The organism is Pantoea sp. IMH (assembly GCF_000599885.1).
In the GTDB taxonomy this organism is placed as follows: domain Bacteria; phylum Pseudomonadota; class Gammaproteobacteria; order Enterobacterales; family Enterobacteriaceae; genus Erwinia.
Genome location: NZ_JFGT01000002.1, coordinates 938,430 through 963,930 on the forward strand (window position 1 = coordinate 938,430; position 25,501 = coordinate 963,930).

General features: G+C 54.1%; 23 protein-coding genes. 7 read left to right on the forward strand and 16 right to left on the reverse strand.

Going from position 1 to position 25,501, the window contains the following annotated elements; all coding sequences use genetic code 11:
* From fabZ to rpsB, 12 genes are all read right to left on the reverse strand, one after another.
* Positions 1–456 carry a 3-hydroxyacyl-ACP dehydratase FabZ gene (gene fabZ / locus EA20_RS0104350; RefSeq protein WP_024965665.1) on the reverse strand — a complete coding sequence of 152 codons (456 nt, stop codon included), beginning with the start codon at positions 454–456 and terminating at the stop codon, positions 1–3.
* 262 nt (positions 457–718) lie between these two features.
* Entirely contained in the window at positions 719–1,741 is a 1,023-nt protein-coding gene (gene lpxD, locus EA20_RS0104355; RefSeq protein WP_024965666.1) for a UDP-3-O-(3-hydroxymyristoyl)glucosamine N-acyltransferase, read from the reverse strand.
* A gap of 3 nt (positions 1,742–1,744) precedes the next feature.
* On the reverse strand, positions 1,745–2,242 hold the full coding sequence (gene skp, locus EA20_RS0104360) for a molecular chaperone Skp (protein ID WP_024965667.1): 498 nt from the start codon (positions 2,240–2,242) through the stop codon (positions 1,745–1,747).
* Between the two features lie 120 nt (positions 2,243–2,362).
* A complete protein-coding gene (gene bamA, locus EA20_RS0104365; RefSeq protein ID WP_024965668.1) occupies positions 2,363–4,768 on the reverse strand; it encodes an outer membrane protein assembly factor BamA in 2,406 nt (801 codons plus the stop codon).
* A gap of 168 nt (positions 4,769–4,936) precedes the next feature.
* Positions 4,937–6,286 carry a sigma E protease regulator RseP gene (rseP, locus tag EA20_RS0104370; protein ID WP_024965669.1) on the reverse strand — a complete coding sequence of 450 codons (1,350 nt, stop codon included), beginning with the start codon at positions 6,284–6,286 and terminating at the stop codon, positions 4,937–4,939.
* A gap of 8 nt (positions 6,287–6,294) precedes the next feature.
* Positions 6,295–7,152, reverse strand: a complete 858-nt coding sequence (cdsA, locus tag EA20_RS0104375; protein WP_024965670.1) for a phosphatidate cytidylyltransferase — start codon at positions 7,150–7,152, stop codon at positions 6,295–6,297.
* Positions 7,153–7,170: 18 nt separating this feature from the next.
* Positions 7,171–7,923: a (2E,6E)-farnesyl-diphosphate-specific ditrans,polycis-undecaprenyl-diphosphate synthase gene (gene ispU / locus EA20_RS0104380; protein WP_024965671.1), complete on the reverse strand. Its 753-nt coding sequence runs from the start codon at positions 7,921–7,923 to the stop codon at positions 7,171–7,173.
* Between the two features lie 187 nt (positions 7,924–8,110).
* Positions 8,111–9,313: a 1-deoxy-D-xylulose-5-phosphate reductoisomerase gene (gene ispC / locus EA20_RS0104385; protein ID WP_024965672.1), complete on the reverse strand. Its 1,203-nt coding sequence runs from the start codon at positions 9,311–9,313 to the stop codon at positions 8,111–8,113.
* A gap of 139 nt (positions 9,314–9,452) precedes the next feature.
* Positions 9,453–10,010: a ribosome recycling factor gene (frr, locus tag EA20_RS0104390; RefSeq protein ID WP_024965673.1), complete on the reverse strand. Its 558-nt coding sequence runs from the start codon at positions 10,008–10,010 to the stop codon at positions 9,453–9,455.
* A 139-nt stretch (positions 10,011–10,149) separates the two neighbouring features.
* Entirely contained in the window at positions 10,150–10,875 is a 726-nt protein-coding gene (gene pyrH / locus EA20_RS0104395; protein WP_024965674.1) for a UMP kinase, read from the reverse strand.
* Positions 10,876–11,029: 154 nt separating this feature from the next.
* Positions 11,030–11,881 (reverse strand): translation elongation factor Ts, encoded by an 852-nt coding sequence (gene tsf / locus EA20_RS0104400; protein ID WP_024965675.1) that lies wholly within the window; start codon positions 11,879–11,881, stop codon positions 11,030–11,032.
* A 240-nt stretch (positions 11,882–12,121) separates the two neighbouring features.
* Positions 12,122–12,847 carry a 30S ribosomal protein S2 gene (gene rpsB / locus EA20_RS0104405; protein ID WP_024965676.1) on the reverse strand — a complete coding sequence of 242 codons (726 nt, stop codon included), beginning with the start codon at positions 12,845–12,847 and terminating at the stop codon, positions 12,122–12,124.
* Positions 12,848–13,175: 328 nt separating this feature from the next.
* Between rpsB and map the strand changes: the two genes are divergently transcribed.
* The 4 genes from map (at position 13,176) to EA20_RS0104425 (ending at position 18,407) form a co-directional block, all read left to right on the forward strand.
* Complete coding sequence (map, locus tag EA20_RS0104410) at positions 13,176–13,970, forward strand: type I methionyl aminopeptidase (RefSeq protein ID WP_024965677.1); 795 nt, start codon at positions 13,176–13,178, stop codon at positions 13,968–13,970.
* 123 nt (positions 13,971–14,093) lie between these two features.
* The gene (gene glnD / locus EA20_RS0104415; protein WP_024965678.1) at positions 14,094–16,739 is read left to right on the forward strand and encodes a bifunctional uridylyltransferase/uridylyl-removing protein GlnD; all 2,646 of its coding nucleotides are present in this window, start codon (positions 14,094–14,096) and stop codon (positions 16,737–16,739) included.
* 116 nt (positions 16,740–16,855) lie between these two features.
* On the forward strand, positions 16,856–17,680 hold the full coding sequence (gene dapD / locus EA20_RS0104420) for a 2,3,4,5-tetrahydropyridine-2,6-dicarboxylate N-succinyltransferase (RefSeq protein ID WP_024965679.1): 825 nt from the start codon (positions 16,856–16,858) through the stop codon (positions 17,678–17,680).
* 334 nt (positions 17,681–18,014) lie between these two features.
* On the forward strand, positions 18,015–18,407 hold the full coding sequence (locus EA20_RS0104425) for a DUF3461 family protein (protein WP_024965680.1): 393 nt from the start codon (positions 18,015–18,017) through the stop codon (positions 18,405–18,407).
* A gap of 95 nt (positions 18,408–18,502) precedes the next feature.
* On the opposite strand, the gene EA20_RS0104430 is transcribed toward EA20_RS0104425, so the two are convergent.
* From EA20_RS0104430 to dgt, 3 genes are all read right to left on the reverse strand, one after another.
* Positions 18,503–19,660: a CdaR family transcriptional regulator gene (locus EA20_RS0104430; protein WP_024965681.1), complete on the reverse strand. Its 1,158-nt coding sequence runs from the start codon at positions 19,658–19,660 to the stop codon at positions 18,503–18,505.
* A 351-nt stretch (positions 19,661–20,011) separates the two neighbouring features.
* Positions 20,012–21,436 carry a serine endoprotease DegP gene (gene degP, locus EA20_RS0104435; RefSeq protein ID WP_024965682.1) on the reverse strand — a complete coding sequence of 475 codons (1,425 nt, stop codon included), beginning with the start codon at positions 21,434–21,436 and terminating at the stop codon, positions 20,012–20,014.
* A gap of 147 nt (positions 21,437–21,583) precedes the next feature.
* The gene (gene dgt, locus EA20_RS0104440) at positions 21,584–23,089 is read right to left on the reverse strand and encodes a dGTPase (protein WP_024965683.1); all 1,506 of its coding nucleotides are present in this window, start codon (positions 23,087–23,089) and stop codon (positions 21,584–21,586) included.
* 126 nt (positions 23,090–23,215) lie between these two features.
* On the opposite strand from dgt, the gene mtnN reads away from it, so the two are divergent.
* The 3 genes from mtnN (at position 23,216) to EA20_RS0104455 (ending at position 25,090) form a co-directional block, all read left to right on the forward strand.
* On the forward strand, positions 23,216–23,917 hold the full coding sequence (mtnN, locus tag EA20_RS0104445; protein ID WP_024965684.1) for a 5'-methylthioadenosine/S-adenosylhomocysteine nucleosidase: 702 nt from the start codon (positions 23,216–23,218) through the stop codon (positions 23,915–23,917).
* Positions 23,910–24,701, forward strand: coding sequence for a vitamin B12 ABC transporter substrate-binding protein BtuF (gene btuF / locus EA20_RS0104450; protein WP_024965685.1), 792 nt, complete (start codon positions 23,910–23,912; stop codon positions 24,699–24,701). Before mtnN ends, btuF begins: the two co-directional genes overlap by 8 nt.
* A gap of 134 nt (positions 24,702–24,835) precedes the next feature.
* A complete protein-coding gene (locus EA20_RS0104455) occupies positions 24,836–25,090 on the forward strand; it encodes a hypothetical protein (protein ID WP_024965686.1) in 255 nt (84 codons plus the stop codon).
* A gap of 36 nt (positions 25,091–25,126) precedes the next feature.
* On the opposite strand, the gene erpA is transcribed toward EA20_RS0104455, so the two are convergent.
* Positions 25,127–25,471: an iron-sulfur cluster insertion protein ErpA gene (gene erpA / locus EA20_RS0104460; RefSeq protein ID WP_024965687.1), complete on the reverse strand. Its 345-nt coding sequence runs from the start codon at positions 25,469–25,471 to the stop codon at positions 25,127–25,129.
* Positions 25,472–25,501 lie beyond the last annotated feature (30 nt).

Genomic DNA, 25,501 nt, shown 5'->3' on the forward strand with positions numbered 1-25,501 from the left:
TCATGCCTCCCGGCTGCGGGCACACATCATCGTTGCTTCGCAGACAATTTTACCGTCAACGGTCGCCACGCCCTTAAAGCGCGTCAGACCACGGCGGGTTTTCTCGAAGGTGACTTCCATGATCATCTGGTCGCCTGGCACCACCGGGCGCTTGAAGCGCGCTTCGTCGATACCGGCGAAATAGTACAGTTCGCCTGGCTCAAGTTTCCCTACGCTTTTAAACGCCAGAATACCGGTCGCCTGCGCCATGGCTTCCAGAATCAGTACGCCTGGAAAAATCGGTTTACCAGGGAAGTGGCCCTGGAAAAACGGTTCGTTAACCGATACGTTCTTCACCGCACGCAGAAATTTATGTTCTTCAAATTCCAGCACGCGATCGACCAGCAGAAACGGATAGCGGTGCGGCAGCAGTTCAATAATCTCTTCAATCTTCAGAGTATGAGTTTCAGTAGTCAAAATACTCTTCCTGTCCTAAAAATTTCTGATGGCATCAATAACACGGCCTGCAAAGATCGTCAGATCGTCCGCAGGCCGCAAATTAGTCCCGTACGCAAAGCTTTCGATGCTTGGCATTATATTTCTATCTGCCCTGCCTGTTACTACAACAGATGCACAATGAAAACGTTGCCGGAGCGGTAAAACTCCTAATGAACGTCTCACTGCCGCGTCGTTACGGCGATGACAGATACTGAAAGCGTGTAACAGGCTGCTCTGGCGTTTAGTCCTTATCGACCTTACGCTCGATGGCTTTTAAGCGTTTGCTTAATTCATCGATGTTCATGACCAGAGCGGCGGTTTTGCGCCAGGTTTTATTGGGTTGTAGCGGAATGCCGGAAGAGTATACCCCAGGTTCGGTGATAGGTCGCATCACCATTCCCATTCCGGTTACCGTAACTTTGTCACAAATTTCCATGTGACCATTAATCACGCTAGCACCGCCTATCATACAATAGCGGCCAATTTTCAGGCTGCCGGCCATGATGACGCCACCCGCTACCGCGGTGTTGTCGCCAATCACAACGTTATGCGCAATCTGACACTGGTTGTCTATGATAACACCATTCCCGATCTGAGTGTTATCCAACGCGCCACGATCGATAGTGGTACAGGCACCAATCTCGACGCGATCACCGATGATAACCGTGCCAAGCTGAGGGATTTTCACCCAGTTGCCGCGATCGTTGGCATAGCCAAAGCCATCAGCGCCAATCACCGTACCTGACTGGATCAGGCAGCGTTCACCAATCTGAACTTCGTGATAAACCGAAACGTTAGCCCACAAGCGGCTACCGGCACCGATACGGGCACGCTTGCCGACAAAGCAGCCCGCGCCAATCACCACGTTATCACCCAGCTCAACCTCCGATTCGATGACAGCATTCGCACCGACAGAGACATTATTGCCAAGTTTTGCACTGGGATCGATCACCGCGCTGGCCGCGATATTCTGCGCTGGCTGTGGCGTGCTATCCAGGATCTGCGCCATGCGGGCATAGGTCAGATAGGGATCTTTCACCACCAGAGCTGCGCCGTTGAAATAGTCCAGATCCGCTTCCGTCAACACCACGGCAGAAGCCTGGCAGGCTGCGAGCTGTTCACGATAGCGACTGTTAGAGAGAAAAGTGATTTGACCGGATTGGGCGGATTGCATAGAAGCAATGCCGGAGATGACGAGTTCGCCATCTCCGTGCAAATCTGCATCCAACTGCTGGGCTAAATCAGCCAGTCGAATAGAAGACATCGATTATTTAACCTGTTTCAGAACATCAGAAGTGATGTCTTTGGATTTACCTGCGTAGGCCACAGCGTTAGCATCGATGACCACATCATAGCCTTCGTCATCAGCCACTTTTTTAACGGCATCCTGGATACGGCTCAGGATTTTGTTACGTTCTTCAGCCTGGCGACGGCGGTTATCCTGCTCAAAAGCCTGCGCTTTAGTCGAAAAGGTTTCACGCTGCGCCATCACGTCTTTTTCCATGCGGCTGCGTTCGCTGGCCTTCATGGTTGAGCCGTCACGCTGTAAACGCTGCATCTTGCTCTGCAGATCGCGCTCCATTTTCTGCAACTCAGTTGCACGGCCTTTAAATTCATTCTCAAGCTGTTTCGCAACCGTTGCTCGCGCAGGTAACTGTTGGAAAATGCTGGAAACGTTCACCACTGCAATCTTGTCAGCAGCCTGAGCACCGGCGGAAACCGCCAGAGCGATAGAAAGGCCTGCGGCACACAACAACTTTTTCACTATAAACTCCTTACCTTCAACGTTTGTGTCTTCGACACAGGTGTTGCGCGTTAAGGCAATCCCGCAGGATTGCCAGTCAACGGCGCGATACTCACTTACATGACTTCCCTGTTAACCGCGTTACCAGGTTTTACCAATATTAAACTGGAACTGTTCGGCCTTATCTCCATCATACTTTTTGAACGGCTGGGCGTAAGAGAACACCAGCGGGCCAAGTGGCGACATCCACTGCAGCGCGAGACCCGCTGACATACGGATATTACCCGGTTCGCTGTAGTCAGGAATACCCGCTGCGCGTGTTTCCGTAGTGTTTTCCCAGTTGGTGTCCCAGGTAGTACCTGCGTCCACGAACAGAGAGGTCCGTACCGAATTCGCGTACTTCTCGCTCAGGAACGGCGTTGGCGTAATCAGTTCTGCACTGGCCGTGGCCATCGCGTTACCGCCAACCGCATCGTTCGAACTACACAGCAGCGCTGTACCTGAACAGTTGTTCGAATTGTTGTTGTAGTAAGCCGCTTTCGGACCGATGGTATTCGAGCGGAAACCGCGTACGGTGCTTGAGCCACCCGCATAGAAGTTTTCATAGAACGGCAGTTCTTTGCCATCCAGACCATCACCGTAGCCAACACGTCCGCGTCCTAACAGAACCCAGGTACGGTCCTCGTTCAACGGCAGATACTGTTGGGTATCCAGCGTCGCTTTATAGAAGGCGTTATCCGAGCCTGGAATAGTGACTTTACCGTTCAGGTTGGTACGGTTACCCGAGGTCGGGAAGAAGCCCCGGTCGAGATTATTGTACGTCCAGCCGTAGTTGAAGGTGAAGTCATCGGCGGAATAGGTTTCCCTGCCGGAGCGATCGGGATTCTGGCCCACGGATTCGAGGTAGCGGTACATCGCCACCTGCGGCTGCATGTTGGAGAGGTCGTTATGCACATACCCCAGCCCCACGCGCAGCGTATTGTTTTCGTTGATCGGGAAGCCGAGCGTACCGTCTAAGCCGTAGCTCTTGTTGGTATAGTCTGACAGGTCTGCATCGTCAGCTTTAAAGTCGTTATAGAATACGCGTCCACCCAGGCTGACGCCATCCACCGTGAAGTAAGGATCGGTCAGAGAGAATTCAGCATAGGTCTGGTAGTCGTTTTTGGTACCGCTGATGCCAACGGTATTCCCGGTACCCAGCCAGTTTTCCTGCGTCACGCCAACCTGGAAGCTTACGCCACTTTCCGTGCCGTAACCGATGCCGAAGTTAAAGGTACCGGTGTTGCGCTCTTTAACCTTGTAAACCACGTCAACCTGATCGGGCGAGCCGGACACGCGCTGCGTCTCGGTATCCACCGTCTCAAAGTAGCCGGTACGGTTAAGGCGCTCTTTGCCCTGCTCAACCAGGTCGCTGCCCAGCCATGCGCCTTCCATCTGACGCATTTCACGGCGCAGAACAGCATCTTTCGAGGTGTCGTTACCTTCAAAGCGGACTTTACGTACGTAATAGCGGTTGCCGGCATCAACGTTAACGCGCAGCTTCACGGTTTTATCCGCGTCGTTGATTTCTGGCTGCGTCACCACGCGTGGGTAAGCATAGCCATAGCGACCCAGCATCTTTTTAATATCATCTTCCATGCGGGTAACTTTGGCGCCGTTATAGAGCTCGCCCGGCTTGATTTTGGTCAGCGCTTCAACTTCAGCAGAGTGCCCCGCCATGCTGCCGTTCACCACCACGCCGGAAAGCTTATATTGATCGCCTTCGTTGATGTTGATGGTGATGTAAATGCCTTTTTTATCCGGCGTCAGGCTGACCTGCGTGGAGTCGATATTGAAACGGGCATAGCCACGGTCGAGATAGAAGCTGCGCAGGGTTTCCAGATCGCCCGCCAGTTTCTGTTTCTGATATTTGCGATCGCCAACGACGTTCCACCATGGCACTTCATCACGCAGCTGGAAGCGGGAAATCAGCTCTTCTGAACTGAAATCTTTATTTCCCACCACGTTAATCTGTTGGATTTTGGCAGACACACCTTCGGTGAACACCAGCTTCAGGTCAACGCGGTTACGCGGCAGTGGCGTGACCACAGCTTTCACACTCGCGCTGTATTTACCGACGCTGTAGTAAAAGTCTTCCAGACCTTTTTCAATGGATGAGATGGTCGTGCGGTCAAGGGCCTCACCTACGCGTACGCTGGAAGCTTCAAGGTTCTGCTTCAGCATATCGTCTTTCACCGCTTTGTTACCCGAGAAGGTAATGCTGGCGATGGTAGGGCGTTCCTTTACCTGCACGATAAGCGTGGTGCCATCGCGCAGTACCTGCACATCCTCGAAGTTCCCTGTCGCAAAGAGGGCGCGGATCGTATTACCGATATCCTCATCGGAGATGGTATCTCCAACGCGAACCGGCATGCTGAGCAAGGCCGCCCCGACGGCGACTCGCTGTAGGCCTTCGAAATGAATATCCTTCACTACGAAGCCGTCTGCCGCGTATACGGTAGCGCTGCTAAACAGCAGCGACGCTATGAGCAACTTTTTCATCGCCATCGTTGTTATGCATTCTTCCTAACTGGTTCTCAGTGGTACAGGAGAAAGGAGTGCTGCGGCGATCGTGCCGGGTTGAAACCCTGTCCGGTTGAGCAGGCTTACCGTGGTAAGCTGCACTTCCTGATAAGGTTTCGCGCTGACTGGCCTTAGCCCGCTTCTTTCTTGTTCCTACAACCGCGAGAAATCATTGAATAGTGCAAGCCCCATTAACAGCACCAGCAAAACCGAGCCAATGCGATAACTGAAGTCCTGAACTCGCTCAGACACCGGCCCACCTTTGATCTTTTCGATCGCCAGAAACAGCAAATGTCCACCATCTAATACCGGCAGTGGAAACAGGTTGATAATACCGAGATTCACGCTGATTAACGCAAGAAACATCAGGTAGTAAATCAACCCATACTCCGCCGACATCCCAGCCCCCTGGGCGATTGAAATCGGCCCGCTGAGATTGTTCAACTTTACTTCGCCAACAATCAGTTTGCCCAGCATGGTTACCGTCAGCTTCATCAGCTGCCAGGTCTTGGCGGTGGCCTCGCCGACTGCGGCAAACGGCCCATACTGACGCACCGTTTTATATTCATCCGGCAGAGGCACAATGCGCGGGATTACCCCGGCAAACCCTTCTGCTTTATTGCCCGGCTTCACATCAGGCGTCAGCGTCAGCTCAACGGTTTTTGCCTGACGTAACACTTCGACGTTGATCGCGGTGCCGGGATTATCCCGTACCAGCGCGGCAAATTGCTGCCAGCGTTCGAGTGGCTGACCATCGACTTTAACGATCCTGTCGCCCGCTTGCAAACCTGCTTTTTCTGCTGCGGATTTCGCCTGCACTTCTTCCAGCACGGTTTCAACCCGTGGGCCACGAGGCTGGATACCCAGCGAGGTGACCGGATCCTGCCGGTCCGGTTCGAAGTGCCAGTTACGCAGATCGACCCGTTTTTCCGTGACCAGAGAAGTGCCAAAAGGCGCTACGCTGAGGCGGGTTTCCGGATCGCCAATTTTCGCCACCAACGCCATGCGCACAGCATCCCAGTCAGGCGTTTCGATACCATCAACGGCTTTAAGTTCCATACCCGGCGAAATTTGCGCCGTTGCCGCCGGCGATCCGCTTACTATTTCACCAATAACGGGCCTGACGCCCGGTACGCCGATAATGAACACCAGCCACCAGGCGAAAATAGCAAACAGGAAATTGGCGAGAGGACCCGCGCCGATTATTGCGGCGCGTTGCATGACGGTTTTATTATTGAATGACTGATGACGAAGCTCAGGAGGGACAGTGTCAACACGCTCATCAAGCATCTTCACGTAGCCGCCGAGAGGAATCAGCGCGATAACATATTCCGTTCCCTGGCGATCGGTGCGACGCCAGAGCGCCTTGCCAAAACCGATCGAAAAACGTTCAACCTTAACACCACAGCGACGGGCCACCCAGAAGTGGCCAAACTCATGTACCGTGATTAACACGCCCAGCGCAATGATAAAAGCGCCCAGGCTCCAGAGAATGCTCAGCATAAGGTCCCTTATATCGTCCCAAAGACCAACAGAAGCAGGCAGGCAAACACCGGAACCGCAGCCGTCAGGCTGTCAATACGATCGAGAATGCCGCCATGGCCAGGGATCAGATTTCCACTATCTTTAATGCCGGCTTCACGCTTGAACATACTTTCAGTCAGATCGCCAAGCACCGAGGCCAGCGCGGCCACAACAGAACAGACCAACAGCGTCAGTACCGGGATACTCAGCGGCGCCCAGAGGCCAAACAGCCAGGCGATCACCGCGGAAGTCAGCAAACCACCAAAAAAGCCTTCCCAGGTTTTTCCCGGTGAAACCTTCGGTGCCAGTTTATGCTTGCCGAAAAGCCGGCCAAACATATAAGCGCCAGAGTCCGCTCCCCAGACGAGCAGCATCACATAGAGAAGCCACCAGGCGCCTGCGAAATGATCGGATTCGTAGTGATACTGGCGCAGCGTCAGCATGCCCCAGAAAAACGGAATAATGGTCAGCGCGCCACAGAGCAAGCGGAGCGGACGGGAATGTCGCCACAGCGAAGCGGAAGCAGGATAGAAGAGCACCAGCAGCAGCGCGACCAGCCACCATGCCAGCGCGGCCCAAAGCGTTCCAGCAATTTGCGGAAGATGGAGCGCATGCTGGTAAGCAGGCAGCGTGAACATCATGAAGACAAGCAGCAGCCCACAAAGCACGGCCAGCCAGATACGCTGTGACCGTGAAGCGAGGCCAGCAAACTGGCCCCACTCCCAGGCGGCCAGCATGCAGACGGCCAGGATAACAATGGCGAATCCTGGCGGCGGCAGCAGGAAAAGCGCTGCAATCACAATCGGGATAAGTATAAACGCGGTAATCAGGCGTGACTTCAGCAAAGATTACCCCCTGTGCGGTCAGGTACCGCCGGGTGCTGCGCCGCCAAAACGGCGTTCTCGTTGTGCAAATGCATTCAGTGCACCTTCAAAAACTTGTTCATCAAAATCAGGCCAGAGAACATCGGTAAAAAAGAACTCCGCATAGGCGACCTGCCACAGCAAAAAGTTACTGATTCGATGCTCTCCTCCCGTCCTTATTACCAAATCCACCGGCGCCAGCTCATGGAGGCAAAGGTGAGTGCAGAGGGTATCTTCCTCAATCTGATCCGGACGAATCAACCCTTCCTGCACCTGCTCAGCGATTTTTCTGACACCCTGAATAATATCCCAACGTCCGCCATAATTCGCGGCAATGTTAAGCGTGAGGCCATTATTTTGTTGAGTCAGTTCCTCGGCACGACGAATTCGTTCCTGCAGGCGCGAATTAAAGCGACTGGTGTCACCAATTATCCGCAGGCGAACATTGTGTTTGTGCAGACTTTTCACTTCGCTGTCGAGCGCCCAGACAAAGAGCTCCATCAGCGCCATCACTTCCTGAGGCGGGCGGTTCCAGTTTTCGCTGCTGAAGGCGTAAAGGGTCAGCGCGTCCAGCTTATTGCTGACGGCAAAACTGACTGCACGGCGGACAGATTTCACGCCGGCTTTGTGGCCCGAAATGCGCAGTTTCCCCTGGTTCTTAGCCCAGCGGCCATTGCCATCCATAATGATGGCCACGTGACGGGGGTTTTCCCCTTGCAGGTCATCGGTATTGTTTTGATTTTCGGACGACATAACGCGTAATAATTTCCTTTGCTCAGAAATAAACAAGTTTCTGAAATATCTCACCCGCCCGACGCAAAAAAGCCGTGTTTCACACGGCCTGCATTACCGCTTCATCGCATCTGAAATCTTAATGAGCGGCCGGAGACTATATCATCTCCTCCCCCACCTCACAAATCGCGACCGCGAATTCACGGAATTAGCGGACACTGCTGAAACGCGCTAAACAGGCGGCCGCAACAGCGCGCGCCTGACGGTCGATCTCCAGCACAGCTTCAACGCTGGTCGGTTCTGCGCAGGAGAGCGTTTCCAGCACGGTCATATTGACCGCCGCAATATCGGTAAAGCGAATTTGCGCATCCAGAAATGCCGCAACGGCGATTTCATTAGCGGCGTTCAGCGCGGTGGTGGCTGACTGCCCTGCTTTACAGGCGTCAATGGCCAGTTTCAGGCAGGGGTAGCGCGCGTAATCCGGCTCAGCAAAGGTCATCGCCCCCATGCGGGCGAAATCCAGCGGCGTGGCGCCTGACTGTACCCGGTCAGGCCACGCCATCACATGAGCAATCGGCGTACGCATATCCGGTGACCCCAGCTGGGCCAGTACGCTGCCATCACGATAACGCACCATCGAATGGATAACCGACTGCGGATGCAGGATCACTTCCATTTGGGCATCGGTCGCGTTAAACAGCCAGCGGGCTTCGATATATTCTAAACCTTTGTTCATCATGGTGGCCGAATCAACGGAGATCTTTCGCCCCATTGACCAGTTTGGATGCGCGCAAGCCTGATCCGGCGTCATATACGCCAGGTCAGCAAGCGGCGTTTCCCGAAACGGACCACCTGACCCCGTGAGAATAATGCTGTCAATGCCATTATCTTCCAGAGAAGCGTACCCTAACTGTTGCTGGAGGGAAGAAGGCAAACTCTGAAAAATGGCGTTATGCTCGCTGTCCACGGGCAATAGCTGGGCTTTTGAGGCGCTGACCGCCTCCAGAAAAAGTTGGCCGCAGGTGACCAGAGACTCTTTATTAGCGAGAAGCACCTGTTTCCCGGCCCGAATTGCGGCCAGGGTAGGCATTAATCCTGCCGCACCGACGATCGCCGCCATAACCTGATCGACCTCAGCCAGTGAGGCGAGGTCGCAGGCAGCCTGTTCACCGCTCAACACTTCGGTTGCCACGTTCATATTTTTCAGACGAATTCTCAGCGCACTGGCCGACTGCTCGTCTGACATAGCCGCCCACTCAGGACGGAAAGTCAGACACTGTTCCGCCATTCGCTCAACGTTGCGTCCGGCGACCAGCGCCTTAACGGCAAACAGATGAGGGTTAGCGCGTACAACCGCCAGCGTACTGGTGCCGATAGAGCCGGTTGAACCGAGGATCGTCAATTGCTTCATGCGTGTGCTCTGTAGAGTGAACTGAGAAACGGGCCTGCTTGCCGGATTCATCAGAGAGGAAAGTAAATGCAAAACGCCGTAAGACTGACCACTCAAGTGAACGGTAATCTGTACGGCGTTTCATTGAAGGGCAGTGAACTCAGAAGTCCATCAGCTCCGCTTCTTTTTCTGCCAGCGCGACATCCACTTTTTTGATGAACACGTCGGTCATTTTCTGAATATCTTCCTGTGAACGACGCTCTTCGTCTTCACTGATCTCTTTGTCTTTCAGCAGCGCTTTGACCTTGTCGTTGGCATCACGACGGACGTTACGTACGGAAACACGTCCCTGCTCTGCTTCACCACGCACCACTTTGATCAGATCTTTACGGCGCTCTTCCGTCAGGGCAGGAAGAGGAACGCGAATATCGCTACCCGCTGAGCTTGGGTTGAGACCCAGGTCGGAAGACATGATCGCTTTTTCCACCGCAGCGCTGATGGAGCGGTCAAACACGTTGATTTTCAGCGTACGCGAATCTTCTACCGTCACGCTGGCCAGCTGACGCAGCGGCGTCGCAGAACCGTAATACTCAACCATGATCCCGTCAAGAATGCTCGGCGAAGCGCGACCGGTACGGATTTTGCTGATGTGGTTTTTGAATGCTTCCACGCATTTTTCCATGCGCGTTTCAGCATCTTTTCTGATTTCGTTAATCACGTTGGAACCCTTGGATTCTGATTGAAATAGCCAGCCCTGTGCAGCAGGGCCGGTTTCAAATAATCGTCGTTGTTTCTGAGTGTAGCGCGTTAATGCGCTGCGAAGGCAGAATATACTCTATTTTACGCCGCAACAGATATTATTGCGTAATCAGAGTGCCTTCTTTTTCGCCCATTACCACGCGGCGCAACGCGCCTGGCTTATTCATATTAAACACGCGGATAGGCAGTTTATGGTCACGGGCCAGCGTGAACGCGGCAAGATCCATCACCTTCAGCTCTTTATCCAGCACGTCTGTGTAGCTGATCTGATCGTAAAGCGTGGCGTCGGGATTTTTCACTGGATCCGCTGAGTAGACGCCGTCAACCTTGGTGGCTTTCAGCACCACATCCGCTTCAATTTCGATCCCGCGCAGGCAGGCAGCTGAATCGGTCGTAAAGAACGGGTTACCGGTACCGGCAGAGAAAATCACCACGCGGTTATTACGCAGCAGGCTGATCGCCTCTGCCCAGCTGTAGTTGTCACAGACACCGTTAAGCGGGATCGCAGACATCAGGCGGGCGTTCACATAGGCACGGTGCAGCGCATCGCGCATCGCCAGACCGTTCATCACGGTCGCCAGCATGCCCATATGGTCGCCAACGACGCGATTCATGCCAGCCTGCGCCAGACCGGCACCACGGAACAGATTACCACCACCGATAACCACCCCCACCTGAATGCCCAGCTCTACCAGCTCCTTGATCTCCTGTGCCATACGATCCAGCACGCTTGCATCGATACCGAAGCCTTCGGCACCTTGCAGAGCTTCGCCGCTCAGTTTCAGCAGGATACGTTGATAAACAGGTTTTGCATTGGTCGCCATGGTGTTTTTTCCTGGATGGTTGATACGATATGAGGAGTTAAATCTGATCTATCATCCTCTTAGCGTCAGTAAAATGCTATTGGGATGAGACTGAAAATCGCGGGCGCAAAGCGCAGACAAAAAAGAACCGCCGATTGGCGGTTCTTATCAAGCATTAAGACTGCTTGGACATCGCCGCCACTTCGGCTGCGAAATCGGTGGTCGCTTTCTCGATGCCTTCACCCACTTCGAAGCGGATGAAGTTAGTCACGTCTGCATTTTTCTCTTTCAGCAGCTGACCAACGGTTTTGCTTGGGTCGATGACGAAAGGCTGACCGGTCAGAGAAACTTCGCCGGTGAATTTCTTCATGCGGCCTTCAACCATTTTCTCAGCGATCTCTTTCGGCTTGCCGGACTGCATCGCGATGTCCAGCTGAACCTGGTACTCTTTCTCTACCACGTCGGCAGAAACATCTTCAGGCTTAACGAATTCTGGCTTGCTTGCTGCGACGTGCATCGCCAGCTGCTTAACCAGCTCTTCGTCAGCGCTTTTAGCGGCAATCAGCACGCCGATACGCGCGCCGTGCAGGTAGCTGCCCAGCACGTCGCCTTCCAGAATGGCGATGCGACGGATGTTGATGTTCTCACCAATTTTGGCAACCAGCGCAACGCGCTCATCTTCGAACTGTGCTTTCAGCACTTCAACGTCGGAGATTTTGCCGGTAACGGCCGCTTCCAGTACTTTGTCAGCGAAGGCCTGGAAACCGCTGTCTTTAGCAACGAAGTCAGTCTGGCAGTTGACTTCCAGAATCACACCGTAGTTGCCGTCGATTTTGGTTTTGATCACGCCGTCAGCAGCTACGTTACCTGCTTTTTTGGCCGCTTTGATCGCGCCAGATTTACGCATGTTCTCGATTGCCAGCTCGATGTCGCCGTTGGCTTCGGTCAGCGCTTTTTTACAATCCATCATGCCAGCGCCAGTGCGCTCGCGCAGTTCTTTTACCAGAGCAGCAGTAATATCAGCCATTCTCTAATCCTCGGTTAGCTCAGCACGGCGGCAGGTCGCATTAACACGCCCCCTCACCTGTGCCTGTTCTCGGGAGAAACATTCTGCCCCGCCGATTGTGACAGCCGGCAAAGCGAATTCGAAAAAAATAAAGGGGCCAACAAAGGCCCCTTACAGATTAATATCTGATTTTATCCTTCACCTTCTTTCCGTTATGGAAAGCGTGTCGGATATAAGGGCTCCGGTTCAGAGCAATCCTTATTACTCAGCTTCGGCGAGGTTTTCTTCAGCCTGCTGAGCCAGATCCTGAGAGCGACCTTCGCGTACGGTAGTTGCTACGGCGGTCAGGTACAGGCTTACAGCACGGATTGCATCATCGTTACCTGGGATGATGTAATCAACGCCGTCTGGATCAGAGTTGGTATCAACGATAGCAAATACCGGGATGCCCAGGTTGTTTGCTTCTTTGATTGCGATGTGTTCGTGATCGGCGTCAACAACAAACAGTGCGTCTGGCAGACCGCCCATGTCCTTGATCCCGCCCAGGCTGTTTTCCAGCTTGGCCAGTTCACGATTGCGCATCAGCGCTTCTTTTTTGGTCAGCTTATCGAAGGTGCCGTCCTGAGACTGAGTTTCCAGATCTTTCAGACGTTTGATGGACTGACGAACGGTTTTCCAGTTAGTCAGCATACCACCCAACCAGCGATGGTTTACGAAGAACTGGTCACAGCTCAGCGCAGACTCTTTTACCGCTTCGCTTGCAGCGCGCTTGGTACCAACGAACAGGATCTTACCTTTACGGGAAGAGATTTTGCTCAGCTCAGCCAGGGCGTCGTTGAACATTGGTACGGTTTTTTCAAGGTTGATGATGTGAACTTTGTTACGTGCGCCGAAGATGAATGGCTTCATTTTCGGGTTCCAGTAACGGGTCTGGTGACCGAAGTGTACACCGGCCTTGAGCATGTCGCGCATGGAAACAGTTGCCATGATTACCTCTATAAAATGTTTGGGGTTAAGCCTCCATGTATCCCATACCACCGACCTCTTCGCTGCTTACGCAGGCGTGAAGGCACCCCGGAGTACGTGTCGATACATGTGTGTTATTTACACATAGTGAGATTTATGCGTTTCCCTGTAAACCTGCTCACAGAGAATCGTCGGCGCGCTTTATATCACAAAGCGCCCGGCGAAGCCAATGTTTGTTGCCTGACGGCCGCGAAGGACAAACTGCAATTGGCAGAGCCAGGGCGGGCTGCTAACATTGCTGCACTTCCTCTATTATTGCCGAAATTATCGGCACCTGCGGACAAAATTAATGGCAATTACAATCAAAACCCCCGAAGAAATTGAAAAGATGCGCGTGGCCGGTCGCCTCGCAGCAGAAGTGCTTGAAATGATCGAAGAGCACGTTAAGCCGGGCGTCAGCACGGGTGAGCTTGACCGCCTGTGCCACGACTATATCGTGAATACCCAGCAGGCGATTTCCGCCAGCCTCGGCTACCACGGCTTTCCGAAGTCAGTCTGTATTTCAGTCAATGAAGTCGTCTGCCACGGGATTCCGAGCGACGATAAGATCCTCAAGGATGGCGATATCGTCAATATTGACGTCACGGTTATCAAAGATGAATACCATGGCGACACCTCAAAAATGTTCATTGCCGGCAAGCCGACTATTCTGGGCGAGCGCCTGTGCCGTATTACTCAGGAGAGCCTCTACCTGGCGTTGCGGATGGTAAAACCGGGTATCCGCCTGCGGACTATTGGCCGCGAGATCCAGAAATTCGTGGAAGCGCAGGATTTCTCCGTTGTACGTGAATACTGCGGCCACGGCATCGGCAAAGGATTCCATGAGGAACCTCAGGTACTGCACTACGACGCCGACGACGGCGGTGTGGTTCTTCAGGCCGGTATGGCGTTTACTATCGAACCTATGGTCAATGCCGGTGATTATCGTATTCGCAGTATGAAAGATGGCTGGACGGTAAAAACCAAGGATCGCAGCCTTTCTGCGCAGTACGAACACACCATCGTCGTCACTGAAAACGGCTGCGAAATTATGACGCTGCGTAAAGATGACACCATTCCGGCCATCCTGGCGCACGAATCATAAGTACGGAAGAAACGAAAAAACCGGCTCAGGCCGGTTTTTTTTGATCTCAGAGGCCTGAGAGCGCTATTGTCGCAGCAGTCGATTGCTATTTTGTCCCTTTGTGGAGAGAACCGGGAGCACTGCGTGACCAAATCACTGAAGGAGTATGGGCTGGCAAATTCGCCCGCTGGCTGGGGTAACGATGAGCTGACGCGCGACGTGCTGAAACAGCATCTGGAGCAGTTCCAGCAGGGCATGGCAGCCGCATTTGATGAAGGCGTGGACGCCGAGTCGCTGATTGACGCCAGAACACTGTTTATCGACCGTCTCCTGCGCCGCCTCTGGCGATTTTTCGGTTTCCCCCGCCAGCAGGACATCGCGCTGGTCGCCGTCGGCGGCTATGGCCGCGGCGAACTGCATCCCCTCTCTGACATTGATGTTCTGATCCTCAGCCGCACCCCGCTTTCAGAAGAAAACGCCCAGCGAACCAGTGAATTACTGACCCTGATGTGGGATCTGAAGCTGGAGGTAGGTCACAGCGTCAGAACGTTGGAGGAGTGTCTGCTGGAGGGCCTTTCCGATCTGACGATCGCCACCAATTTGATTGAATCACGCATGCTGACCGGTGACGTGGCGCTGTTTCTGGAACTGCAAAAGAATATTTTCAGTGATGGATTCTGGCCATCAGACCGTTTCTTCGCGGCAAAGATCGAGGAACAACAGGCCCGTCATCAGCGCTATCATGGCACCAGCTACAACCTGGAGCCGGATATTAAAAGCAGCCCGGGCGGGCTGCGCGACATTCATACGCTGCTGTGGGTGGCGCGACGGCATTTCGGTGCCACCTCACTGGATGAAATGGTCGGCTTTGGCTTCCTGACTCAGGCGGAGCGCAATGAACTGAATGAGTGCCAGAGCTTTCTCTGGCGCATCCGGTTCGCGCTGCATCTTTCCCTGCCACGCTACGATAATCGTCTGCTGTTTGATCGCCAGCTTAATGTGGCACAGCGACTGGACTACGAAGGGGAAGGTAACGAACCGGTCGAACGCATGATGAAGGATTTTTATCGCGTAACCCGGCGCATCAGCGAACTCAATCAGATGCTGCTACAGCTTTTCGATGAAGCGATTCTGGCGCTGGGTGAGGATGAGAAACCGCGGCCGATCGACCATGAGTTCCAACTGCGTGGGACGCTGATCGATCTGATTGATGAAGAGCTGTTTACCCGTCAGCCTGAAGCGATTATGCGTCTGTTTTACACCATGGTGCGTACGCCAAAAATTACCGGCATCTATTCCACCACGCTTCGCCAGCTGCGGCATGCACGCCGTCGCCTCAAACAGCCGTTGTGTCAGATACCGGAAGCCCGCGCCCTGTTTCTCTCTATTCTGCGCCATCCTGGCGCGGTCAGCCGCGCGCTGGTCCCAATGCACCGCCACAGCGTGCTCTGGGCCTATATGCCGCAGTGGGGAAATATCGTCGGGCAGATGCAGTTTGACCTGTTCCATGCTTACACCGTGGATGAGCACACTATCCGCGTCCTGCAAAAACTGGAGAGCTTCGCGGATGAAACAACCCGTCCGCGGCATCCGCTCTGCGTGGAAATCTGGCCCCGTCTGCCTCAGCGGGAACTGCTGCTGATTGCGGCATTATTCCACGATATTGCCAAAGGGCGTGGCGGCGACCATTCGATACTGGGCGCTCAGGATGCGCAGGCATTTGCTGAACTGCACGGTCTGAACTCACGCGAAACCCAGTTAATTACCTGGCTGGTCCGCCATCACCTGCTGATGTCGGTCACCGCTCAGCGCCGCGATATTCAGGATCCGGCGGAGATACAACACTTTTCTGAAGTTATGCAGAATGAAAACCGGTTGCGCTATCTGGTCTGCCTGACGGTCGCGGATATCTGCGCCACCAATGAAAACCTCTGGAACAGCTGGAAACAGAGCCTGCTGCGCGAACTCTTTTTTGCCACAGAGAAGCAGCTGCGCCGGGGCATGGAGAACAGCCCGGATCTGAGAGAACGGGTGCGTCATCATCGTCTCCAGGCGCTGGCGCTGCTGCGGATGGATAACATTGATGAACAGGCGCTGCATAATATCTGGGGACGCTGCCGCGCAGATTACTTCCTGCGGCACACCCCGAACCAGCTGGCCTGGCATGCCCGCCATCTGATGAACCACGACCTGCGCCAGCCGCTGGTACTGGTCAGCCCACAGGCGACCCGCGGCGGGACAGAAATCTTTATCTGGAGCCCGGATCGCCCCTATCTTTTTGCCACTGTCGCAGGTGAACTGGATCGACGAAACCTCAGCGTGCATGATGCGCAGATTTTTACCAGCCGGGACGGAATGGCGATGGATACTTTTATCGTCCTGGAACCCGATGGCAGTCCGCTGGCGGCAGACCGTCATGAGATGATCAGACAGGCGCTGGAGCAGGCGATTGGCCAGACAACCTGGCAACCGCCGCGAATGCGTCGTGCCTCTGCCCGGCTTAAGCACTTCAGCGTGGAGACGGAGGCGAAATTTCTCCCAACCCACACTGATCGCCGCACCTACATGGAACTTATCGCGCTGGATCAGCCTGGCCTGCTGGCCAGAGTGGGCGAAGTTTTTGCCGATCTGAGTATCTCCCTGCATGGCGCACGGATCAGTACGATCGGGGAACGGGTCGAAGATTTGTTTATTCTCGCCGACAGTGACCGCCGGGCATTGAGTCCGGAATTGCGTCAACAGTTACAACAACGGTTGACAGAAGCCCTTAATCCAAACGATAAAGTGTGACCCGGATAGAATTTTTGCCACGCCCGTCGGGGAGCCTGACAGGATCCCCGCTGGCACGAACGGGCGCTCACGGCGTCCGCTCCTGAACGATGACTGAATACAGGAAAGCTTAATTAATGCAACAATTACAGAATGTTATTGAGAGCGCCTTCGAGCGCCGCGCCGAGATCACTCCGGCTAACGCTGACACCATCACGCGGGAAGCCGTCAGTCAGGTTATTGCCCTGCTCGACAGCGGCGCCCTGCGCGTGTCGGAAAAGGTCGATGGTCAGTGGGTCACCCATCAGTGGCTGAAAAAGGCAGTGCTGCTCTCTTTCCGCATCAATGACAATCAGGTAATTGAGGGGGCTGAAAGCCGCTTCTACGACAAAGTGCCAATGAAATTTGCCGACTATGACGAGGCCCGTTTTAAGCAGGAAGGCTTCCGCGTTGTGCCGCCTGCCGCCGTCCGTCAGGGCGCTTATATTGCGCGTAATACCGTGCTGATGCCTTCTTATGTCAACATCGGTGCCTATGTGGATGAAGGTTCTATGGTCGATACCTGGGCTACTGTTGGCTCTTGTGCTCAAATCGGCAAAAACGTTCACCTGTCCGGCGGCGTGGGCATCGGCGGCGTGCTGGAACCGCTGCAGGCCAATCCGACCATCATTGAAGATAACTGCTTTATCGGCGCACGTTCCGAGATCGTTGAAGGCGTGATCGTGGAAGAAGGCGCGGTTATCTCTATGGGCGTTTACATCGGTCAGAGCACCAAGATCTACGATCGTGAAACGGGTGAAGTCCATTACGGACGGGTTCCCGCCGGATCTGTAGTGGTTTCAGGCAACCTGCCTTCTAAAGATGGCAGCTACAGCCTCTACTGTGCAGTTATCGTGAAAAAAGTCGACGCCAAAACGCGTGGCAAAGTGGGCATTAACGAACTGCTGCGCACCATCGACTAATCCCAGCGGGCCACCCCTGCGTGGCCCGTAAAGTTTCCTTTACAAAGCAGTCCTGCCCATCCTGTTTTACGACGCGAAATAACAGATGCTATTGCCTATTAACCAGGCGATAATCCGCGCCATCAATTTAAGCAATTCCTCCTAACCAATCCGCGCTGTGGCTTTTGCGTCTACATTTAGCGCAGGAGCCCGATACAAGCGAGCCGAGTGAAGATAAGGCGTAAGCGCGCAGCCTGCGTAACAGAACTCCTCTGTTAACATGCTGGCACTGCACAACGCAGTATTCACGACGCGCAGCCGGAGCGTTTTTTAACTTCAATCAGGAACACGCGCTATGTATGACAATCTGAAAGGCCTTGGCATCAGTAATCCCGACGATATCGACCGTTACAGCCTGCGTCAGGAAGCCAATAATGACATTCTGAAAATTTACTTCCGCAAAGATAAAGGCGAGTTCTTCGCCAAGAGCGTGAAGTTTAAATATCCCCGTCAGCGGAAAACCGTGGTCGCCGATAATATCGGCCAGGGCTATAAAGAAATTCAGGAAATCAGCCCCAACCTGCGCTATGTGATCGACGAGCTTGATCAAATCTGCCAGCGCGATCGGGTGGAAGTCGATCTTAAGCGTAAGATTCTGGAAGATCTGCGTCATCTGGAAAGCGTGGTATCGAACAAAATTACCGAGATCGAGTCCGATCTGGAAAAACTGACCCGCAACAGCCGCTAATCCTCTTTTCTTCTCGTCTCAACGGTTCTCTGGGGCCGTTGAGACGCTGACCTCATGAAACCTCATCATCAGCCCGCCAGTGTGGCGCCGGTCCGTTATGGCTCTTCATCCAGCTGCAGCGCGACGTAAAGCAGCAGCCGATCGTCGAAGTTACTCAAATTTAACCCGGTCAGTTCGGAAATGCGGTTCAGCCGATACTCCAGCGTGTTGCGATGAATATAGAGCGCTTTGGCGGTAGCGGAAGGCTGCACATTGTGGCTGAACCAGGCGATCAGTGTACGCCGCAGCAGACCATTGCTGTCCATGGCCCTCAGCTTCAGCAGCGGCCTCGCCAGCTCATTTGCCTGCCAGCCTCCCCGTAAGCTGTCCAGCAGCACCGGAAGGACCAGATCCTGATAAAAATAGCTGCGCTGCTCCGGCATACGCTGTTTGCCCACATCCATCGTGGTGCGGGCCGTCCGGTAAGAGCGCGCAATGCTGCCCGGCCCGGTAAAATAGTTGCCGAGGGCGATGCGCATACGCAGATGGCCGCTCTCTTTCATTCTGGACTGCAGCAGATCGACCCGCTTGCGGTGATCTTCCGCGTCAAACCGTCCCTGGGCATTCAACGCCGGTTTCAGCACCACCATTTCAGTCAGCGAGACAATCGCGATCAGGTTATCCCTGTCGGGGGTCAGCAGCAGAGTTTGCAGCTGTTGCAGTTCTGACATCGCGCTCTCCACGCCCAACTGACCGCTGTCCACCTCCACGACCGCCACAACGCGTGGCTGATTGAGATCGATGCGCAGACGCTGCGCCCATTCAATCAGCGCCGGAGAGAGGGTATCGCTGCGGATCAGGTTCAGCACCAGTTCTTCGCGAAGGCGGCTATCCTGCGCCAGCATATTCAGTAACCGCGCCTGTTCCAGCATCATTTCCGCGGTCATACAGACCAGCTCCCCGTACTGGCGCAGGGCCTCAGGTTCTCCGGTCAGACCGATGACGCCAACGATATTCCCATCAATACGCATCGGGAGATTAATACCGGGCCGCACGCCGTGCAGATGCTTCGCTACCGCTTCATCAATATCGACCACGCGGGCCTGTGACAGCGCCAGCAGAGCGCCCTCGTGCAATTCACCAATACGTTCACGATCGCCGCTACCGATAATCCGGCCCCGCGCGTCCATCACGTTGACATTGCTGTCAATAATTTGCATGGTGCGGGCGACAATTTCCTGCGCCAGATGGGCTTCAAGATGATAACTGGCCATGCACAACTCCTGAAAAACGGTATCGGGCCAGCATATCGTGCAGAGGAGGGTGTGACATTGTGCATTTGCCCTAAGGCGGAGCTGAAGTATGAAATTTGCGGGAAGGTTCACAAACCTTCTCTCCGTCACCCCGGGACGGGTCTGAAGAGATTGTGTTTCATAAAGCGCAAACTATCTCCCTGTTTTGGTGCAGGTTTAGCCAGTCAGCGCTGTAGCGGAAAGAGAAGCTGAAACCGCCAGGCTGGCCTTCTTACGAGATCAGGAAGCGTCAGTCAATAAAACAGGGAGTAAGGAAAAACGTGCGGTACTGAAGGGGAAGAGGAAGCCGGCGGTGACCGGCTTCCCTCAGGCTTATTGCATCAACAGATAAATTGTGGTGTCACCGCGCAGGATATTCAGCGCCAGCACTGACGGTTTCCCATCAAGTATTTTGCGTAACTCACCCAGGTTCGCCACCGGTTGCTGGTTCACGCCAAGGATAACGTCATCCTTTTTCAGCCCTATTCTTGCCGCGGCGGAACCCGGCTTAATGTTGTCAACCTTCACACCTTTAACCTCTTTCGCGGCGTAGTTGCTCAGGTCAGCGCCTTCGATGCCGGTATAAATCGTACCGGAGTCAACTTTACTCTGGCTGCTCTGCTGCAGCTCAATATTGACCGTCAGCGGCTTGCCATCGCGGATCAGCCCCAGCGTCATCTTGGTGCCCACCGGCAGAGAGCCGACCTGAGCGCGCAGCGCGGCGAAGCTGGAGATGGCTTTACCATTGATGGAAACCACAACGTCCCCTGCTTTCACGCCCGCTTTCGCTGCGGATGACTTAGGCAGTACCTGGCTGACAAAGGCACCACGCTGGGCATCCACCTTCATCGCCTTCGCCAGTTCCGAGTTAAGCTCGGTGCCCATGATACCCAGCTCACCGCGTTTCACCTGGCCAAACTCCACCATCTGGGCGGTCAGGTTTTTGACCATATTGGCCGGAATAGCAAAGCCGATACCGATATTCCCCCCATCCGGCGCCAGGATCGCGGTATTAATCCCGATAAGCTCACCGTTCAGATTTACCAGCGCCCCGCCCGAGTTGCCCCGGTTAATGGCGGCATCGGTCTGGATAAAGTTTTCGTAATTTTCCACGTTCAGCCCGCTGCGTCCCAGCGCGGAAACGATGCCGGAGGTCACCGTCTCGCCAAGGCCATATGGGTTACCAATGGCAACGGTATAATCCCCTACCCTGATTTCATCAGAATCAGCCATTTTAATCGCCGTCAGGTTTTTCGCGTCATTCAACTGAATAAGGGCGATATCAGAGCGCGGATCTTTGCCAATCACCTTCGCCTCATATTTACGGCCATCGCTCAGCTGGACCTGAATTTTGGTGGCGTTATCGACCACATGATTATTGGTCACAACGTAGCCTTTAGCGGCGTCAATCACCACGCCCGAGCCCAGCGCACGGAATTTTTCCTGCTGGCCGCCCTTGCCGTCGCCAGGAATGGCGGAGCACATTGGCGAATTAAGGAAAGGCGATCCCTCTTGGCAGAAAGGGGAATTATCGCCAAAAAACTGCTGGAACTGCTGCGGTAAGCGCGGCGTGCTCACCGTGGTGCTTCCTTCAACGTTAATACTGACGACCGAAGGCATCACTTTTTCCAGCATAGGTGCCAGGCTTGGCAGCTGCTGAGTGGAAGAAGAAGCCGTTTCTGCGGCGGTGGCGATAAGCGGGTTCATAGCCATTCCCAGGCCCAGAGCCAACGCGCTTGCTAAAAGTGTTTTTTTCATGCGTCTGTTTCTCTATTTATCCAAGTATGCAACCATTGCTGTGGTCGTGATGGTGAGAGTGGTGTTTTATCGCGAAGTTCATGAAATAGTTTCAGTTAAAGGTAAAAAATTATTGGCTGCCTTTACAAAACCAATTTCCCTAACGCGTTATTCCACTGCCATCAGACGCCGGTACTCATCCCATGCGTACAGGTCGGTCATACCGCTCACATAATCCTGTAACATACGGGCCCGATAATAATACTCCCAGACTGAGACATCTGCGGAACGACCATCCAGTCGTCCCACGGCTTCACTATAAGCCAGACGAAAGCGCGTGGAAAGTTTATGAAAAAGCCGCGTTTCAATAGGATAGCCTTTCAAATAATCCTTTTCTGACAGCTCGCTAAATTCCTGCCGGGTCAGCGCCAGTAGCGGCTGATAAATATCGAGCAGCCCGCTGATAACCCGGTATCCCTGCAGCTCCAGCTGCTCAACATCGGGATGATTAAAAACATGGCTGAACGCCACTTTTTTGAAGACTTCCAGCAACTTGTTTTGCGGACTGCCATCCTCCAGCAGCGCCTCATTGAATTCCCCACAATACACCACAGGCAGATTATCAATAAAGCGGGCCGCCGCATGAGGCACCAGTCTGGCAACCGTATTAACACGCAGATACATAAAGAACTGGTCTTCACTGCTGCGGCTTAATTGCTGACTGCGGGACTTCTCTAACGCATTGGTAACAACGAGGCTAAATAAATCACCAGGACGGTGATCAGCCCAAAACGTATATAAATGCTCGTACAACTGTTCGACGCTGAATATCTTTTTCTCGACGGCATCTTCTAAATCCGCCACGCAATAAGAAATATCATCTGCCGCTTCCATAATATAGGTGAGCGGAAAACGACAGTGGGGCTGGAGATCTAACGCTTTACGCAGGCGCCCTACATACTCTTCTTCCGCGAGATAATAGCCTGGCTTTTTCATCAGATAATTGTGCGTTTCCGGAATCTTTCCGCTAAACCAGGCCGGACGGGTATATTTCAGGATGCAGCCAACCTGCGCCCAGGTCAGGTTCATTTTCAACAGGCTGTGCACCATGCGGATCGCCTGAGCATTGCCTTCGAAGTGAGAGAGATCCTGACGGATTTTTTCGCGTAGCGGATCGAGACCATCTTCCTGATACTGCAGCGCTGGCGGCTGGCAGCGGTCGGCGCGCGTGGACGAAGGTGTGTGGCTGGCATCCAGCCGCTGCGTAAACCAGTCGTTAATCGCCGACTCGCCGAAATGCCCGAAGGGAGGATTACCGATATCGTGCATCAGGCAGGCCATTTCAACGATACTCTCGAACGGGCCGGTCAGCTGCGTCAGTCCATAAGCCTCCAGCAATCCCTGCTCTTTGAGCCTGGTTAGCACTTCCTTGGCGATATAACGCCCAACCTGCTGCACTTCCAGAGAGTGCGTCAGGCGGGAACGCACTGCGGCGTTGCGTTCAAGCGGGAAAACCTGCGTTTTTTGCTGCAGTCGCCTTATCGCCGCTGAATTGATAATGCGCCCGCGATCGCTTTCAAAGATGCGCAGAATTTCATGCTCGTCTTTCTGCCCCTGCTGCGGGTTAAAACGGCGCTGATAATTGATCTTTTTCCTGAAGTCGATGTCGTTCATGCCTGATTCCCATTTTCCGGCCAGATTGCCGTCCCTGCTCGTTTTGCCGATTATGTCCCTGATGCTGCCATGCTAGACTATGCGCCAGAAGGCCAGATAAATTCCACAACATTAGCGAGTATCTCTATGAAAGCAGGCATTATTGGGGCGATGGAACAGGAAGTCACACTGCTGCGTGACAAAATTGAAAACCGCCAGACACTGACGCTGGCGGGCTGCGAAATCTATACCGGCACCCTGAACGGCGTGGAGGTTGCGCTGCTGAAATCCGGGATCGGTAAAGTTTCTGCGGCGATGGGGACCACGCTGCTGCTTGAGTTGTGCAAACCTGATTTTATCATCAATACCGGCTCAGCGGGTGGTCTGGCACCGACCCTGAACGTGGGCGATATCGTCGTTTCGGATGAAGTTCGTTATCACGACGCCGACGTTACCGCATTCGGCTATGAACCTGGACAGATGGCGGGCTGCCCGGCTGCTTTCACCGCGGACGCGGCGCTTATCGACGCGGCGGAAAACTGCATCAGCCAGCTGGGCCTGAACGCGGTGCGTGGACTGGTAGTCAGCGGGGATGCTTTTATTAATGGTGCAGAACCGCTGGCCCGCATTCGCTCAACGTTCCCACAGGCTATCGGTGTGGAGATGGAAGCCACCGCCATCGCTCACGTCTGTCATCAGTTCGGCACGCCATTTGTGGTTGTTCGCGCGATTTCAGACGTGGCCGATCGGGAATCTCATCTGAGCTTTGATGAATTTCTTACCGTTGCGGCAACTCAGTCCTCGCTGATGGTGGAAGCACTGCTGGCACAGCTTGCAAAGCGTGGCTAAACGTTTTTTATTCCTGCTGCTGCTGTGCATCGGCACAGCCGCTTTTAGCGCGCCACGGGTGGTTGCCCTGGCGCCGGGCCTGACTGAACTGGCGTTTGCGGCCGGCATCACGCCGGTTGGCGTCAGCGCTTACTCTGATTATCCTCCCGCTGCCGTCGCTATTGAGCAGGTGGCAAACTGGCAGGGCATCAATGTTGAACGCATCATCGCGCTGAAACCTGACCTCGTGCTCGCCTGGCGCGATGGCAACCCGCAGCGTCAGGTCGAACAGCTGCGGGCTTTCGGTATCCAGATAGTCTGGATAGATCCTACCACCGTGGAGCAGGTAATTGCCGCATTACGCCAGCTGAAAGCCTGGAGCCCAGCCCCCTTGCAGGCCGAACGGGCCGCAACCAGACTTGAGCAGCAGCTGGCCGCTCTGCATAAGCGCTATGATGGCGCGCCGCACAAGGCCGTTTTCCTGCAGTTTGGCCAGCGCCCTCTGTTCACCACATCAGGTAACACGTTACAGGATCAAATCCTCCGTCTGTGTGGCGGTGAAAATATCTTTTCCGACAGCCGGGTGCCCTGGCCGCAGGTAAGCCGCGAACAGGTTTTGCTGCGTCATCCGGCGATTATAGTCACGGGTGGCGATGCGGCACGAATTTCTGCGGTGAAGGCCTTCTGGCAGCCCCAGCTGAAAATTCCGGTTATCGCCCTTAATGAGGACTGGCTGAGCCGTGCGGGTCCGCGGATTATTCTGGCTGCAGAGCAGCTATGCCGTGAACTTCATCCTGACCGCTAACGCTAAGGCAAGAAGCCCGATAATACGGTTAAAGTTTCGGCGGAAAATGACGTTAATAAAATAACGAGGCAGCGATTCAGTTACTCACGCTGCCCGCTTTGGGGCAACCCTTTTGCATACCGGGAAGATTAAGAATGAAAGCCGTTTATCTGGCCATGGGCCTGGTGATGGCAGGTCATGCCTGTGCCGCTACCACAACGGGCAGCATCAGGGTCAAACTGACCATTTACTCGCAATGTCATATTGACGGGCAAAGTACCACACCAGCATCGTTACCCACCGCTGACTGCGGCAAACAGCGCGCCGCCCAGCCCCGAATAACACGTACGCTTGTCTCGCCCGCTGAGGGCTTAAGGAAGGGGATAAAATTAGTGACGGTCGAGTGGTAAAAGAAACCCCGGCAGCGAACGCGCCGGGGCAACTACTCAGATGCTGAAAGACGAGCCGCAACCGCAGGTAGTTTTCGCATTCGGGTTCGTCACAATAAAGCGCGATCCCTCCAGCCCTTCAGTGTAGTCCACCGAACCGCCCACCAGATATTGCAGGCTCATCGGGTCCACGACCAGCGCCACGCCCGCTTTCTCAATCGTCATATCGCCGTCGTTTATCTTATCATCAAAGGTAAAGCCGTACTGGAAGCCGCTACAGCCGCCGCCAGTGATATAAACGCGCAGTTTCAGGTCTGGATTTTCCTCGTCGGAAATCAGATTTTTGACTTTACTGGCCGCTGCTTCAGTAAATTGCAGGGGCAGAGCTATATCGTCACTCATTTAACACCTCAGTATGCATTCAGGCCGATC

Excerpts from the sequence above, each read along its gene's own strand:
- lpxD (WP_024965666.1), bottom strand. The coding sequence starts at position 1,741 with ATGTCTTCTATTCGACTGGCTGATTTAGCCCAGCAGTTGGATGCAGAT.
- EA20_RS0104430 (WP_024965681.1), bottom strand. The coding sequence starts at position 19,660 with ATGGCCAGTTATCATCTTGAAGCCCATCTGGCGCAGGAAATTGTCGCC.
- ispC (WP_024965672.1), bottom strand. The coding sequence starts at position 9,313 with ATGAAGCAATTGACGATCCTCGGTTCAACCGGCTCTATCGGCACCAGT.
- rpsB (WP_024965676.1), bottom strand. The coding sequence starts at position 12,847 with ATGGCAACTGTTTCCATGCGCGACATGCTCAAGGCCGGTGTACACTTC.
- EA20_RS0104425 (WP_024965680.1), top strand. The coding sequence starts at position 18,015 with ATGTATGACAATCTGAAAGGCCTTGGCATCAGTAATCCCGACGATATC.
- degP (WP_024965682.1), bottom strand. The coding sequence starts at position 21,436 with ATGAAAAAAACACTTTTAGCAAGCGCGTTGGCTCTGGGCCTGGGAATG.
- tsf (WP_024965675.1), bottom strand. The coding sequence starts at position 11,881 with ATGGCTGATATTACTGCTGCTCTGGTAAAAGAACTGCGCGAGCGCACT.
- EA20_RS0104455 (WP_024965686.1), top strand. The coding sequence starts at position 24,836 with ATGAAAGCCGTTTATCTGGCCATGGGCCTGGTGATGGCAGGTCATGCC.
- pyrH (WP_024965674.1), bottom strand. The coding sequence starts at position 10,875 with ATGGCGACCAATGCAAAACCTGTTTATCAACGTATCCTGCTGAAACTG.
- rseP (WP_024965669.1), bottom strand. The coding sequence starts at position 6,286 with ATGCTGAGCATTCTCTGGAGCCTGGGCGCTTTTATCATTGCGCTGGGC.
- dgt (WP_024965683.1), bottom strand. The coding sequence starts at position 23,089 with ATGAACGACATCGACTTCAGGAAAAAGATCAATTATCAGCGCCGTTTT.
- mtnN (WP_024965684.1), top strand. The coding sequence starts at position 23,216 with ATGAAAGCAGGCATTATTGGGGCGATGGAACAGGAAGTCACACTGCTG.
- ispU (WP_024965671.1), bottom strand. The coding sequence starts at position 7,923 with ATGTCGTCCGAAAATCAAAACAATACCGATGACCTGCAAGGGGAAAAC.
- dapD (WP_024965679.1), top strand. The coding sequence starts at position 16,856 with ATGCAACAATTACAGAATGTTATTGAGAGCGCCTTCGAGCGCCGCGCC.
- erpA (WP_024965687.1), bottom strand. The coding sequence starts at position 25,471 with ATGAGTGACGATATAGCTCTGCCCCTGCAATTTACTGAAGCAGCGGCC.
- bamA (WP_024965668.1), bottom strand. The coding sequence starts at position 4,768 with ATGGCGATGAAAAAGTTGCTCATAGCGTCGCTGCTGTTTAGCAGCGCT.
- map (WP_024965677.1), top strand. The coding sequence starts at position 13,176 with ATGGCAATTACAATCAAAACCCCCGAAGAAATTGAAAAGATGCGCGTG.